This window comes from Stenotrophomonas sp. YJH_SMC_10, from assembly GCF_059371555.1.
The window spans coordinates 1-14,419 of record NZ_JCAFUS010000003.1 but is presented as its reverse complement, the minus strand read 5'-3'; the positions used below and the strand labels follow the sequence as shown (position 1 = coordinate 14,419).

The window sequence follows — 14,419 nt, the reverse complement described above, 5'->3', positions numbered from 1 at the left end:
GGGATATTTTGCGGTAAATCAACGCGCCACGATTACGTCACCTGCGGCGTCGACCGTGCCCTGCACGATCCGCCGCGAGGACAGGTTCTCCACCGAGACCCGCTCGTTCTCACCGGCATCACCCATCGCGCGGCCGGCAATGCGGACCTCGACCGAGCCGCGACGCGAAACCAGGGCCACATTGTCTCCTCGCTTGATGAGACGCTGGACCACCAGATCGTTGTTCGACAGCAGGGCTCCGGCCTGCAACGGACGGCGGGCAATGCGGCCGATCGCAGCATTCGGATCGGACAGCACCGCACCGGCAATCCGGGCAGCGTCACGCTGGGCAGTAGTGATATCGGCGGCCGTGAGGGTTTCTCCAGTGCCGATTCCGCGGTTGAGCACCAGCACGGTCTGGTTGCGCCGCACCTTCACCGGCACGAACAGCCGCCAGCCGCCGGCATCGGGGCAACTGACCTCCACCGTGGTGTTGGCGGTGGGCTGCACCTGCAACGCACCGCCACATTTCGGCAGCCGCAGCGCATCGGCCACCTGGGCCTCGCCTTCGCTGCCGGCGGGCAGCGTCGACAGCGCCGCAGTGCGGATGCTGGCCACCGGCTGCCAGTCCGCGGCGCCCGCCCACGGCGCGGCCAGGGCGAGCGCGATGGCGAACAGAGATGTGACCCGGCGCATGGCGCCTCCTGTCGATGGGATCTGGCCCAGCAGCGTGCAAGGGGTGTGCCAGAGCGCCGGGGCCCGTTGATCGGATCCGGGATGGGGATGCGACCGGATGGGTAGAGTCGACTGACAGTCGACTCTACAAACGCGGTGCGGGCCTCGCGGGCGGCAGAACGCCCTCAAGTTCCGCCACTGCCACGCCGATACAGCAGCCATGTCCCATGACCTGCTCAACCGGATCGACCAGCGGACCCGACTGGCCGGCCACAACCGCCTGGCGCTGCTGCTGTTCCGTCTCGGCGGACGTCAGCTTTTTGGCGTCAATGTCTTCAAGGTGCAGGAAGTCCTGCGGCGCCCGGAGCTGTTCCAGGTGCCCGGGCTGCCCAGCCAGTTCGCCGGCGTGGCCGACGTGCGTGGCCGCTCGGTGCCGGTGCTGGACCTGGGCCTGGCCATCGGCCACCCCGAACGCGAGCCCGATGCGGATACCTCGCCGGGCTACCTGGTGGTCACCGAGTTCAACCGCTCGATCCAGGGCTTCCTGGTCAGCGGCGTCGAGCGCATCGTCAACATCGCGGTGGAGGACATCCACCCGCCGCCGGAACTTGGCGCCGAATCCAGCTACCTGACCGCCGTGACGCGCTTCCAGGGCGAACTGATCCAGGTGATCGACGTGGAGAGCGTGCTGGCCGATATCGCCCAGGTGCGCGGCGAAGCGGTGCTCGACCCGGCGATGGCCATGCCGTCCGACGGGCCGCAGCTGCAGGTACTGGTGGTGGACGACTCGCGCGTGGCCCGCCAGCAGATCCGCAGCGTGCTGGACCAGCTGGGGGTGGGCGCCACCCTGCTCTCCGACGGCAAGCAGGCACTGGACCACCTGCTGCAGGTGCACGCCTCCGGCGAGAACCCGGCCGAGCGCTACGCCATGGTCATCTCCGACATCGAGATGCCGGCCATGGACGGCTATACGCTGACGACAGAAATCCGGCGCCACCCGGGCCTGGCCGGCCTGTACGTGCTGCTGCACACCTCGCTGTCGGGCGTATTCAACAACGCCATGGTCGAGCGCGTCGGCGCCAACGCGTTCGTCGCCAAGTACTCGCCGCACGAACTGGCCGATTTCGTGCTGGACCGCCTGCGCAAGGTGGCGATGGCGGCCTGACAGCCACTGATCCGGTAGTGCCGGCCGCTGGCCGGCAACCGCAGATCCATCGGGGAGCCGGCCAGCGGCCGGCACTAACCCCTCGAATTTGGCACACCCCTTGCAGCTTCCCGGGCAACGTTCCCGTGGGAGTGCACCGTGCGCAACCTGATTTCCGACTACCTGGGCGTCCACGCCCAGGCCATGCCGTTGCGCGAACAGCGGATGAAGCTGATCGCCAGCAACCTCGGCAATGCCGATACGCCCGGCTACAAGGCCCAGGACCTGGACTTCGATGCCGCCCTGCGCCACGCCCAGGGGCAGGATGCCAACGGCCTGATGGCCACCACCCATGAGCAGCACTACGAGATCAGTAGTGGCCTGAACCCGTTCCAGATCGCGCGCGAAGGCGTGCAGCCCAGCCTGGACGGCAACACCGTCGATCCGGATGCCGAGCGTGCCGCCTATGGCCGCGCCGCACTGGAATACCGCGCCTCGCTCAGCTTCGTCGAGAGCAAGGTGCGTTCCATGCTGACCGCGATCACGGGGCAATAAGCAATGAGCAACCTGCCGATCTTCGATATCGCCGGTTCCGCGCTGCAGGCGCAGTCGGTGCGCATGAGCACCATCGCCTCCAACCTCTCCAACGCCGACACCGTCGCCGGTTCCGCCGACGCCGTCTACAAGCCGCTGGAACCGATCTTCCAGGCCGTCACCAGCAAGGACGATCCGAACATCACCTCGGTGAAGGTGAAGGAGATCACCCAGAGCGAGGCCGCGCCGATCAAGCGCTACGAGCCGGGCCACCCGCTGGCCGACGCCGATGGCTACATCTACCAGCCCGACGTCGATCCGGTCGCACAGATGGTCAACCTGATCTCGACCTCGCGCAATTACCAGGCCGGCGTGGAGATGTTGACCACCGCCAAGGAACTGGCCCTGGCCACCTTGACCATGGGCCGTTGAGGCCCGCCGCACCGGATACCGCCATGACCACCGCCGTCAACAACCAGACCAGCCAGGATGTGTACTCCGCGCTGGGCCTGAACGCCCCCAACAGCAACGCCACGAAAAAGAAGAACACGCTCGACCAGGCCGATTTCCTGCGCCTGATGACCGAGCAGCTGCAGCACCAGGATCCACTGAAGCCGATGGACAACACGCAGATGGTCGCGCAGATGGCGCAGATGTCCACCGTGCAGGGCATCACCGATCTGAACAAGACGGTCAAGGGCTTCCAGGAATCGATGGCCAGTGACCAGGTGCTGCGTGGTGCGGCGCTGGTCGGCCACCAGGTGCTGGTCCCGTCGGAAAAGCTGGTGCTGGAGAAGGAAGGCAGCGTCGAAGGCACGGTGGCAGCACCGTCGGCCGGCATCATCACCGTGGACATCACCGATGCCAATGGCGCCAAGGTCACCTCGCTGAGCGTGGAAGCCACGGCCGCCGGCGAAACCGCCTTCCAGTGGGACGGCAAGGACGCCAACGGCAAGCGCATGGAGCCGGGCAAGTACTCCATCGTCGCCAACCATGTCGATACCGCCGGCAAGAGCACCAAGCTGTCCACCTACGTGCAGGCGCCGGTGGAGAGCGTGACCGTCGGTTCCGACGGCCTGTACCTGAACCTCAAGGGCCTGGGCACGGCCCCGATCGACTACGTGCTCCGCGTCAGCTGAGCCGCACATCCCGCATCAACCAGGAGCATCCCATGGGCTTCAATGTCTCGCTGTCCGGCATCAATGCCGCCAACACCGACCTGAGCGTCACCGCCAACAACGTCGCCAACGTCAACACCACCGGCTTCAAGCAGTCGCGCGCCGAGTTCGCCGATCTGTTCGCCTCCACCAGCTATGGCCTGTCGAAGAACCAGACCGGCTCGGGCGTGCGCGTCTCCAACGTCGCCCAGCAGTTCATCCAGGGCCACAACGAGCAGACCGGGCGCAGCCTGGACATGGCCATCTCCGGTGAGGGCTTCTTCACCATGAACATGAACGGTTCGCGTGTGTACTCGCGTGCCGGCAACTTCCAGACCGATTCGGCCGGCTACGTGGTCAACCCGCAGGGCGCGCGCCTGCAGGTGTTCGCGCCGAATGCCGACGGCACCAACTTCGATGCCGGTCGCCTGGTCGACCTGCAGCTGCTGACCACCGACAGCCCGCCGAAGCAGACCAGCGAAGTGAAGGTTGGCTTCACCCTGCCGGCCAATGCCAAGCAGCCGACCGTGGCGACTTTCGACCCGGCCGATTCCAACAGCTACAACCATTCCAGCGGTGGCATCACCGTGTACGACTCGCTGGGCGTGAGCCACATCCAGGTCTCGTACTTCGTCAAGGGCGCCAACCCCAACGAATGGACCGTGCACAACTACGTCGATGGCCAGCCCGCCGGCACCCCGACTGCGGTCACCTTCGACAACAGCGGCAAGCTGACCGTCCCGGCCAACGGCAAGGTCAGCCTCGGCACCTTCACCCCCACCACCGGCGCCGGCCAGCTGAACATGACGCTGGACATCAGCGGCTCGACCCAGTACGGCGAGAAGTTCGCGCTGCGCAACACCCAGCAGGACGGCTACGCCGCCGGCAAGCTCAATGAAATCACCGTCTCCGAATCCGGCGTGGTCTACGCCCGCTATTCCAACGGCGACGACAAGCCGCTGGGCCAGGTCGCGCTGACCACGTTCAACAACACGCAGGGCCTGGAATCGAAGGGCAACAACCTGTGGGTGGAGACCTTCGAATCGGGCACGCCGCGCACCGGCATGCCGGACACCTCCAACCTCGGCAAGATCCAGGCCGGCTCGCTGGAAGCGTCCACCGTCGACCTCACCGAGCAGCTGGTCAACATGATCACCGCGCAGCGCAACTTCCAGGCCAACGCGCAGATGATCACCACCCAGGACCAGATCACCCAGACCGTCATCAACATCCGTTGATGAGCTGCTGACCCTGTCACGGAACTCCCCGCATGGATAAAGCCCTTTACGTGGCGATGACCGGTGCCCGCGCCTCCCTGCAGGCGCAGGGAACGCTCAGCCACAACCTCGCCAACTCGGACACCCCCGGCTTCAAGGAAGCGCTGGCCAACACCGAAGCCTTCCCGATCCGCGGCCCGGGCTTTGCCTCGCGGGTGGATGCGCTGCACGTCGACGCCGGCTTCAACCGCCGGCCCGGCGCGCAGCACATCACCGGCAAGCCGTTGGACCTCGCGCTGCAGAGCGGCACCTGGCTGGCCGTGCAGGCCAGCGACGGCAGCGAAGCGTACACGCGCGGCGCAGCCTTGTCGGTGACGCCGAACGGCCAGCTGGTGACCTCCGGCGGCCGCACGGTGCTGGATGACAACAACAACCCGATCGCCATTCCGCCCTACCAGGCGATGGAGATCGGCGGCGACGGCACGATCTCGATCATCCCGCAGGGCGAAGGCCCGCAGACGATGGCGCAGATCGGCCGGATCAAGGTGGTGCAGGCCCCGGACGAGCGCCTGGAGCGCGGCCTGGATGGCCTGTTCCGCAACACCGATCCGCGCCAGCCGTTCGCCCCGGCGCAGGGCACGGCCGTGCACAGCGGCCAGCTGGAAGGCAGCAACGTCGATGCCGCCGGTGCGCTGGTGCAGATGATCCAGCTGCAGCGCCAGTACGAAATGCAGGTGCAGGTGATCAAGCACGGCGACGACAACGCGCGCAGTGCCAACAGCCTGCTGCGCCTGGGCAGCTGACGGATTTCCGGCGCCGCCCGGGCGCGGCGCTGGCACACCGCTTGCACACCCGTTACCAGGGGCCGCATCGCGCGGCCGGCTTCACCCAGACAGGACACCGAAGATGAACCAGGCATTGTGGATCGCGAAAACCGGACTGGATGCGCAGCAGATGCGCATGTCGGTGGTTTCCAACAACCTCGCCAACACCAACACCACCGGCTTCAAGCAGGACCGTGCCAGCTTCGAGGACCTGCTGTACCAGCAGGTACGCCAGCCCGGCGGTTCGTCGTCGGCGCAGACCCAGCTGCCGACCGGCCTGCAGCTCGGTACCGGCGTTCGCGTGGTCGCCACCGCCAAGAATTTCGAACAGGGCGGCCAGCAGCAGACCGGCCGCGCGCTGGACGTGATGGTCAACGGCCGCGGCTTCTTCGAAGTGCAGATGCCCGACGGCAGCTCGGCCTATACCCGTGATGGCTCGTTCAAGATCAACCAGGACAGCGAACTGGTCACCAACAGCGGCTACCCGGTGCAGCCGGGCATCCAGATTCCTGAAGGTGCGCAGTCGGTCACCATCGGCAGCGACGGCACCATCAGCGTGAAGATGGCCGACAACGCGGCGTCGGTGGAAGTGGGCGCGCTGACCCTGACCGACTTCGTCAATCCGGCCGGCTTGCAGGCGCGTGGCGAGAACCTGTTCCTGGAAACCACGGCATCGGGCCCGGCGCAGAACGGCAACCCCGGCCTGAACGGCCTCGGCACCGTGGTGCAGGGCGCACTGGAAGGCAGCAACGTCAACGTGGTCGAAGAGCTGGTGTCGATGATCGAAACCCAGCGCGCCTACGAAATGAACGCCAAGGCGATCTCCACCACCGATTCGATGCTCGGCTACCTCAACAACAAGATCTGACCGGCCCAACCGGGAAACCGCCATGTCGCCCATTTCCAACTTCGCCCGCACTGCCCTCGCCTGCGCCGTGGTCGCCCTGCTCGGTGGCTGCGTGATCGCGGGCGACGTGCGCCCCTACCCGGCGATGGCACCGATCCAGCCGATCATGCCGCCGCAGGCCGCGCCGACTGCCGGCGCGATCTACGCCGCCGGTCCCACCCTGCAGCTGTACTCGGACCGCCGCGCACGTGATGTCGGCGACCTGCTGACCATCACCCTGCTGGAAAACACCACCGCGCAGACCAGTGCCAACACTGCCACCAACAAGGAATCGAACCTGAGCCTGGGCACGCCGTCCATCCTCGGCGCGCCGGTCACCCTGGGCGGCAAGGACATCCTCAGCGCCACCGCAGCAGGCAAGCGCGATTTCACCGGCAAGGGCAACAGCGCGCAGAGCAACCGCCTGCAGGGCAGCGTCACCGTCACGGTGATCCAGCGCCTGCCCAACGGCAACCTGGTGGTGCAGGGGCAGAAGAACCTGCGACTGAACCAGGGTGATGAACTGGTGCAGGTGCAGGGCATCGTGCGCCCGGGCGACATCAGCCAGGACAACACCATTCCTTCCAGTCGCGTGGCCGAGGCCCGCATCGTCTACGGCGGGCGCGGCCCGGTCGCGCAGTCCAACGCGATGGGCTGGCTGAGCCGCTTCTTCAATTCCGGCCTGACGCCGTTCTGAGTATGGCCATGAAACTCTTCTCCTCTTCTTCCTGGCAGCGCCGCGTGGCGTCGTTCGTCGCGCTGATGCTGCTGGTCGTGGCTGCCCCGGCCAGCGCCGAGCGCATCAAGGACCTGGCCCAGGTCGGCGGCGTGCGGGGCAACGCACTGGTGGGCTACGGCCTGGTGGTCGGCCTGGATGGCAGCGGCGACCGCACCAGCCAGGCGCCCTTCACCGTGCAGAGCCTGAAGAACCTGCTCGGCGAACTGGGCGTGAACGTGCCGCCGAACGTCAACCCGCAGCTGAAGAATGTGGCGGCGGTGGCGATCCATGCCGAGCTGCCGCCGTTCGCCAAGCCGGGCCAGCCGATCGACATCACCGTGTCCTCGATCGGCAACGCGGTGTCGCTGCGCGGCGGCTCGCTGCTGATGGCCCCGTTGCGCGGTGCCGATGGCCAGATCTATGCGATCGCGCAGGGCAACCTGATCGTCGGCGGCTTCGGTGCGCAGGGCAAGGATGGTTCGCGCGTCTCGGTGAACGTGCCCAGCGTCGGCCGCATTCCCAACGGCGCCACCGTTGAACGCGCCCTGCCCGATCCGCTGGCCAACGGCGGTGACATCACCCTGAACCTGCACAACAACGATTTCACCACGGTCTCGCGCATGGTCGCCGCGCTCAACAATGCGTTCGGCGAAGGCGCCGCGCGGGCGATCGATGGCGTGACGGTCGCGGTCACTGCGCCGACCGATCCGGGCGCGCGCATCGGCCTGCTGGCGCGCATCGAGAACCTGGAACTGACCCCGGGCAGCGCGCCGGCCAAGGTCGTGGTCAATTCGCGCACGGGCACGGTGGTCATCGGCCAGCAGGTACGGGTCGGCCCTGCAGCCATCTCGCATGGTTCGCTGACGGTGACGATCCAGGAAAACACCAACGTCAGCCAGCCCAATGCCCTGTCCGGCGGCCGCACCGTCGCCAGCCCGCAGTCGACCATCACCGCCACCAACGACGGCAGCCGCATGTTCAAGTTCAGCGGCGGCACCACCCTGGACGAGATCGTGCACGCGGTGAACGCCGTGGGTGCGGCACCGGGTGACCTGATCGCGATCCTGGAAGCCCTGAAGCAGGCCGGCGCACTGAGTGCCGAGCTCGAGGTGATCTGACATGCGCATCAATCCCGCATTCGACCTGCACCCGGCGCAGCAGAACGATCCGGCGAAGATCGACAAGGTCGCACGCCAGCTGGAAGGCCAGTTCGCGCAGATGCTGGTCAAGAGCATGCGCGATGCCAGCTTCGGCGACTCGCTGTTTCCCGGCGAGAACAAGATGTTCCGCGACATGTACGACCAGAAGATCGCCGAGGCGATGACCCGCGGCAAGGGCCTGGGGCTGTCGGGCATGATCAGCCGGCAGCTGTCCGGCCAGGCCGCCGACGGCCCGGCGCTGGATACCCGCGTGGATCCGGCCAAGGCCAGCCGCGCCTACCAGCTCAACGCCCCGGACAAGCCGGCACCGTCGCTGCCGCTGGAAGATGGCAGCCAGGCCGTGCGCATGCTGCAGCAGATGGCGGCCGGCGCACAGCACGGTGCCCAGGCCGCGCTGGCACCGATGGAGCAGGCGCTGGACCTGATCGCCGGCCGCGAAAGCAGCGGCCTGCATCGCTCGCTCGGCACCGAGGATCCGTACATGGGCAGCCTGCAGGGCCAGGATTGGGCCGCCAACAACGATCAATGGTCGGCCACGGCCAGCAACCGCGGCACCGCCGTCAGCCCGGTCGACGCGCTGGCCACCCGGACCGCCGTCGCCCAGCTCGGCGAGCACACGCCGGAGGGTTTCGTCGCCAGCATCTGGCAGCACGCGCAGAGCGCGGCCCGGGAACTGGGCGTGGATGCCCGGGCGCTGGTGGCGCAGGCAGCACTGGAAACCGGTTGGGGCAAGCGCCACATCCGCCAGTCCGACGGCAGCACCTCGCACAATCTGTTCGGCATCAAGGCCACCGGCTGGAGCGGCCAGCGCGTTGAAGCCGGCACCCACGAATACGTGGATGGCGTGCGCCGCAACGAAACCGCCAGCTTCCGCGCCTACAGCTCGCCCGCCGAGAGCTTTGCCGACTATGTGCGTCTGCTGAAGACCAGCCCGCGTTACCAGCAGGCCCTGCAGGCCGGCACCGATGTGCAGGGCTTCGCCCGTGGCCTGCAGCGCGCCGGCTATGCCACCGACCCGCGCTATGCAGCCAAGATCGCCGCGATTGCCGGTGGCCCGACCATCGAGCGTGCCGTAGCGGCCGTGACCGACGCCGGCTCGCGCCTTGGCCAGACCTTCGCCAGCACCGCGACCGCGGCGCTGGGTATCACCCGTCGTTGAGGAACCCCATGTCCAGCGTACTTTCCACCGGTACCGGTGCCCTGCTCGCCTTCCAGCGTGCGTTGGCGACCACCAGCCACAACGTGGCCAACCTCAATACGCCCGGCTACAGCCGGCAGAAGGTCAACTTCGCCACCGCCGACCCGCAGAACTACGGCTATGGCACGGTCGGCAACGGCACCCGGATCACCGACATCCGCCGCACCGCCGACCAGCTGGCGATCTCGCGCCTGCTCGACAGCAGCGGTGAACTGGCGCGCCTGAAACAGCTTTCGGGCATGGCCGACCGGGTCAACGCGCTGTTCTCCGATGCGGCCACGAATGTCTCTGGCGTCTGGTCGAACTTCTTCGATTCGGTCAGTGGCCTGTCGTCGAACGCGGCCGGCACCGCCGACCGCCAGAACATGCTCGACGGTGGCAAAGCCCTGGCCAACCGCTTCGTGCAGCTCAACACGCACCTGAACAACCTCAACAGCGAGGTCAACAACGGCCTGCTGGCCGGTGCCACCGAGGTCAACCGCCTGGCGCAGGAGATCGCCCAGATCAACGGCGCCATCGGCACCAACGTCGCCACCGCGGCGCCCGACCTGCTCGACCGCCGCGACCAGCTGATCACCCAGCTGATCGGCTACACCGGTGGCACGGCGGTGATCCAGGACGGCGGCATCATGAATGTCTACACCGCCGGCGGCAACGCACTGGTGGTGGGTACCACGGCGACCAAGGTCACCACCGTGGCCGACCCGTACCAGCCCGAGCGCCTGCAGTTGGCGCTGGAGACCCAGGGCAACACCATCCGCCTCGACCCGAAGGCAGTCGGCGGCCAGATCGGCGGCCTGCTGGAGTTCCGCGACACCGTGCTGACCCCGGCGCAGGCCGAACTGGGCAAGCTGGCGGTGGGCCTGGCCGAGAGCTTCAACCAGGTGCACCACCAGGGCGTGGACCTGTATGGCCAGATGGGTGGGGACTTCTTCAACATCGGCAACCCGCGCGTCACCGCCAACAACAGCAACAGCGGCACCGGCACCCTGACCGCAACCTATGGCGACCTGGGCAAGCTGGACGCGCAGAACGTGGTGCTGCAGTTCGATGGCACCACCTGGAAGGCCAGCCGTGCCGACACCGGCGCCAGCATCCCGCTGACCGGCACCGGCACCGCCGGCGATCCGCTGGTGATCAACGGCGTGCAGCTGGTGGTCGGCGGCACGCCGGCGGCCAACGACCGCTTCCTGCTGCAGCCGACCGCGGGGGTGGCCGGCAGCCTGGAAATGGCGATCACCGATCCGTCGCGCATCGCCGCCGCCGCCGCCGTCAAGGGTGCAGCAGCCACCGCCAACACCGGCACCGGCAAGCTGAGCGGTGTCACCGTCACCGATTCGACCCACGCGAACCTGCGCAATCCGGCAGCGATCGTGTTCACCTCGGCCACCACCTACACCATCGACGGTGGCCCGCCGCAGACCTATACGCCGGGCCAGACCATCAGTGCCAACGGCTGGAGCTTCGTGCTGGACGGTGCGCCGAAGGTGGGCGACACGTTCAACATCACCCCCACCCCGGCCGGCTCGTCGGACAACAGCAACGCGTCGAAGCTGGCCAAGGTGGAAAGCGCAAAGGCCTTCAACGCCGGAACGGTGACACTCAATGGTGCGCTGGGGGGCCTGACCACCCAGGTCGGCGCCGCCGCCCGCTCGGCCGAGTACTCGCTCGACGCGCAGCTGGTGATCAATGACAAAGCGCAGGAAGCCCGCGACGAAGTCTCCGGCGTGAACCTGGACGAGGAAGCGGCGGACATGCTGCGCCTGCAGCAGGCCTACCAGGCCGCCTCGCAGCTGATCTCGACCGCCGACAGCATGTTCCAGACCATCCTGGGAGCCGTCCGCCGATGAGCAGCCGTATTTCCACCAGCATGATGTTCAACCAGTCGGTGTCGCTGATGATGGCCAAGCAGGCCAAGCTCAGCCACCTGGAGCAGCAGATCGCCACCGGCAGCAAGATCGTCAGCGCCAAGGACGATCCGGTGGCTGCCGGCACAGCGGTCGGCCTCGACCGCAGCCTGGCCGCACTGGACCGCATGAAGCTCAATGCCGGCAACGTCCAGAACCGCCTGGGCGTGCAGGAAAACACCCTGGCGCAGGTCAACGAGCTGATGGCGCGCGTCAACGATCTGACCATCCAGGCCAGCAACCCGGCGCTGAGCGCGGCGGACAAGAAGACGCTGATCACCGAGGTCAACCAGATCCGCGACGGCCTGCTGTCGCTGGCCAACGCCGATGATGGCACCGGCCGCTACGTGTTCGGTGGCACCAACGACGGCGACCCGCCCTTTGCCAAGATCAACGGCAAGGTGGTCTACCGTGGCGACCAGACCCAGCGCCAGGTCGAAGTCGGTCCGGATACCTACGTGAAGGACGCGCTGCCCGGCAGCGAGATCTTCATGCGCATTCCCACCGGCGATGGCTTCGTCGACGGCAGCGCCGCGGCCGGCAACACCGGCAACGGCGTGCTGACCAACATCACCCGCGACGGCAGCGACAGCTGGAACGGCCAGGGCTTCAGCGTCCGCTTCACCACCGGCACCCAGTACGAGGTGGTGGACGGTGCGGGCAACGTGACCGGCACCGGCACCTACAAGGCCGGCGACGACCTGGAAGTGAACGGTGTGCGCCTGCGCATCACCGGCGCACCGGCAGCCGGCGACAGCTTCAACGTGCAGGCGGCCAGCAGCCGCGACATCTTCACCACCATGGACAACCTGGTGGCCGCGCTGGGCGCCGACACTGGCACCCCTGCACAGATGGCCGCGCAGCAGAACCAGCTGCAGAGCGCACTGCGCGACGTGGCGCGTGCGTCCGAGCGGATGATCGATTCGCGCGCTGCGGGAGGCGCGCAGCTGAAGGCGCTGGACAATGCCGCCGACATGCGCGAGGCCAATGGCGTGACCCTGAAAACCACGCTGTCGCAGATGCGCGACCTGGATTACGCCGATGCGCTGAGCCAGTACCAGCTGCAGAGCACCGCGTTGCAGGCGGCGCAGACGATCTTCTCGCAGATGCAGTCGATGTCGCTGTTCAACAAGCTGCGCTGACGCCCCGCCCGCGTCAGTCCCGAAAGGCCGCGATGCCCTGCATCGCGGCCTTTTTCGTTTGCGCGCCTGCCTGCCGGCGCGCGGCCACCTGGCCGTCGCCGGCCGATGTTCCGTGATTCTCCATCAAGCCCGGCCCGACCCCGCCGATACCTTCATCAGCGCTGGTCAGGCCCTGCCCGACCGCCCCGCCCGGGGCCGCTTCCACCCTGGCATCAGGGCTGAAAACCCCGGGAAAACAGCTTCAGGCAACGAATTCTGGCTTCGACGGAATTCACGGCTAAAGGTTGTTGACAAAGCGCCGTTATTCATTTGGCAACGGCGAAGCACACAGCCACACAAAAAAACAGGCGGCGCTTCGTTCCATTCACCAACGGGTTCCATATAAGAGGAGACGACCCCATGGCACAGGTAATCAACACCAATACGATGTCGCTCAACGCTCAGCGCAACCTGAGCACCAGCGGCAGCTCGCTGGCTACCACCATCCAGCGCCTCTCGTCCGGCCTGCGCATCAACAGCGCGAAGGACGACGCGGCCGGCCTGGCCATCAGCGAGCGCTTCACCACCCAGATCCGTGGCCTGGACGTGGCCATCCGCAACGCCAACGACGGCATCTCGCTGGCCCAGGTCGCCGAAGGTTCGCTGAACGAAGTGGGCAACAACCTGCAGCGCATCCGCGAACTGGGCGTGCAGGCCTCCAACGCCACCAACTCGGCCAGCGACCGCAAGGCACTGCAGGCCGAAGTGACCCAGCTGGTCTCGGAAATCGACCGCGTCGCCAAGCAGGCCGACTTCAACGGCACCAAGCTGCTCGATGGCAGCTTCACCAGCCAGCTGTTCCAGGTGGGCGCCAACGCCGGCCAGGCCATCGCGATCAACAGCGTGGTCAATGCCAAGGCCGATTCGCTGGGCGCGGCCACCTTCGCCAACGGCTACACCGGCACCGCACTGGCGGTGGACAAGGCGACGGCCGACACCACCTACTCCGGCCTGCAGGTCTCGGTGACCCCGCCGGGCGGCACCGCCACCACGGTCACCATCAGCGACTTCACCGTGAAGGCCGGCGAGTCGATCACCTCGGCCACCGCTGCAGCGATCAACAACAAGCTGGGTGAAACCGGCGTGGTGGCCTCGGTCAATGCCGGCGTCATCAGCCTGGCCTCGGTCAAGGACGGCCAGACCTTCGCCCTGGGCGTCAGCGCGGCCACCCCGCCGGCCGGCGCCACCGCTGCGACCCTCGCCGGCCTGGGCCTGACCGAAACCAGCACCAACGGCGGCACCCTGACCGGTGCAGCGGTCAGCTTCGTCAAGGACCTGAACGTCACCACCGCCGAAGGCGCCCAGAAGGCGATGTCGATCGTCGACAAGGCCCTGGAATCGGTCAACAGCGTCCGCGCCGACCTCGGCGCGATCCAGAACCGCTTCACCTCGGTGGTGGCCAACCTGCAGACCTCCTCGGAGAACCTGTCCGCATCGCGCAGCCGCATCCGCGATACCGACTTCGCCAAGGAAACCGCCGAACTGACCCGCACCCAGATCCTGCAGCAGGCCGGTACGGCCATGCTGGCCCAGGCCAACCAGGTACCGCAGAACGTGCTCAGCCTGTTGCAGCGCTGACATGAGCCGCCCCCGGGGCACGTCGGGGGCGTCTAACCCAACTCACGTGCAACCGCTCAAGGACCTCTCCTCATGGCACAAGTCATCAACACCAATACGATGTCGTTGAATGCTCAGCGTAACCTGAGCACCAGCGGCAGCTCGCTGGCTACCACCATCCAGCGCCTGTCCTCCGGTTCGCGCATCAACAGCGCCAAGGACGACGCCGCCGGCCTGGCGATCTCCGAGCGCTTCGGCACGCAGATCCGCGGTACCGACGTC

The 14,419-nt window shown here is 67.1% G+C and carries 16 protein-coding genes; 14 read left to right on the top strand and 2 right to left on the bottom strand.

What is annotated here, in order from left to right:
* Nucleotides 1-18 precede the first annotated feature (18 nt).
* Nucleotides 19-675: a flagellar basal body P-ring formation chaperone FlgA gene (gene flgA / locus AC5P9C_RS05715; RefSeq protein ID WP_312556998.1), complete on the bottom strand. Its 657-nt coding sequence runs from the start codon at nt 673-675 to the stop codon at nt 19-21.
* A gap of 199 nt (nt 676-874) precedes the next feature.
* On the opposite strand from flgA, the gene AC5P9C_RS05710 reads away from it, so the two are divergent.
* The 12 genes from AC5P9C_RS05710 (at nt 875) to flgL (ending at nt 12,541) form a co-directional block, all read left to right on the top strand.
* Nucleotides 875-1,819, top strand: a complete 945-nt coding sequence (locus AC5P9C_RS05710; RefSeq protein ID WP_049467776.1) for a chemotaxis protein — start codon at nt 875-877, stop codon at nt 1,817-1,819.
* A gap of 138 nt (nt 1,820-1,957) precedes the next feature.
* Nucleotides 1,958-2,353 carry a flagellar basal body rod protein FlgB gene (flgB, locus tag AC5P9C_RS05705; RefSeq protein ID WP_049467779.1) on the top strand — a complete coding sequence of 132 codons (396 nt, stop codon included), beginning with the start codon at nt 1,958-1,960 and terminating at the stop codon, nt 2,351-2,353.
* A 3-nt stretch (nt 2,354-2,356) separates the two neighbouring features.
* Nucleotides 2,357-2,764: a flagellar basal body rod protein FlgC gene (gene flgC / locus AC5P9C_RS05700; protein ID WP_049467783.1), complete on the top strand. Its 408-nt coding sequence runs from the start codon at nt 2,357-2,359 to the stop codon at nt 2,762-2,764.
* A gap of 23 nt (nt 2,765-2,787) precedes the next feature.
* Nucleotides 2,788-3,471: a flagellar hook assembly protein FlgD gene (locus AC5P9C_RS05695; protein ID WP_049467786.1), complete on the top strand. Its 684-nt coding sequence runs from the start codon at nt 2,788-2,790 to the stop codon at nt 3,469-3,471.
* A 32-nt stretch (nt 3,472-3,503) separates the two neighbouring features.
* On the top strand, nt 3,504-4,727 hold the full coding sequence (flgE, locus tag AC5P9C_RS05690) for a flagellar hook protein FlgE (protein WP_049467789.1): 1,224 nt from the start codon (nt 3,504-3,506) through the stop codon (nt 4,725-4,727).
* Between the two features lie 32 nt (nt 4,728-4,759).
* Nucleotides 4,760-5,509, top strand: coding sequence for a flagellar basal body rod protein FlgF (locus AC5P9C_RS05685; protein WP_049467791.1), 750 nt, complete (start codon nt 4,760-4,762; stop codon nt 5,507-5,509).
* 103 nt (nt 5,510-5,612) lie between these two features.
* Complete coding sequence (gene flgG, locus AC5P9C_RS05680) at nt 5,613-6,398, top strand: flagellar basal-body rod protein FlgG (RefSeq protein ID WP_005416457.1); 786 nt, start codon at nt 5,613-5,615, stop codon at nt 6,396-6,398.
* A 22-nt stretch (nt 6,399-6,420) separates the two neighbouring features.
* Nucleotides 6,421-7,113, top strand: coding sequence for a flagellar basal body L-ring protein FlgH (gene flgH / locus AC5P9C_RS05675; protein ID WP_049467794.1), 693 nt, complete (start codon nt 6,421-6,423; stop codon nt 7,111-7,113).
* A gap of 2 nt (nt 7,114-7,115) precedes the next feature.
* Nucleotides 7,116-8,252 carry a flagellar basal body P-ring protein FlgI gene (locus AC5P9C_RS05670; protein ID WP_053463209.1) on the top strand — a complete coding sequence of 379 codons (1,137 nt, stop codon included), beginning with the start codon at nt 7,116-7,118 and terminating at the stop codon, nt 8,250-8,252.
* A 1-nt stretch (nt 8,253) separates the two neighbouring features.
* Nucleotides 8,254-9,453: a flagellar assembly peptidoglycan hydrolase FlgJ gene (gene flgJ, locus AC5P9C_RS05665; RefSeq protein ID WP_057494232.1), complete on the top strand. Its 1,200-nt coding sequence runs from the start codon at nt 8,254-8,256 to the stop codon at nt 9,451-9,453.
* 8 nt (nt 9,454-9,461) lie between these two features.
* Nucleotides 9,462-11,342 carry a flagellar hook-associated protein FlgK gene (flgK, locus tag AC5P9C_RS05660; RefSeq protein WP_064238486.1) on the top strand — a complete coding sequence of 627 codons (1,881 nt, stop codon included), beginning with the start codon at nt 9,462-9,464 and terminating at the stop codon, nt 11,340-11,342.
* Nucleotides 11,339-12,541: a flagellar hook-associated protein FlgL gene (flgL, locus tag AC5P9C_RS05655; protein ID WP_164688366.1), complete on the top strand. Its 1,203-nt coding sequence runs from the start codon at nt 11,339-11,341 to the stop codon at nt 12,539-12,541. The genes flgK and flgL overlap by 4 nt, the downstream gene beginning before the upstream one ends.
* A gap of 13 nt (nt 12,542-12,554) precedes the next feature.
* On the opposite strand, the gene AC5P9C_RS05650 is transcribed toward flgL, so the two are convergent.
* A complete protein-coding gene (locus tag AC5P9C_RS05650) occupies nt 12,555-12,746 on the bottom strand; it encodes a hypothetical protein (RefSeq protein ID WP_313287347.1) in 192 nt (63 codons plus the stop codon).
* A 194-nt stretch (nt 12,747-12,940) separates the two neighbouring features.
* Between AC5P9C_RS05650 and AC5P9C_RS05645 the strand changes: the two genes are divergently transcribed.
* Nucleotides 12,941-14,158, top strand: a complete 1,218-nt coding sequence (locus tag AC5P9C_RS05645) for a flagellin (protein WP_329850510.1) — start codon at nt 12,941-12,943, stop codon at nt 14,156-14,158.
* Nucleotides 14,159-14,230: 72 nt separating this feature from the next.
* Nucleotides 14,231-14,419: flagellin N-terminal helical domain-containing protein (locus tag AC5P9C_RS05640; protein ID WP_180850687.1), on the top strand; the 189-nt coding region annotated here is incomplete at its 3' end.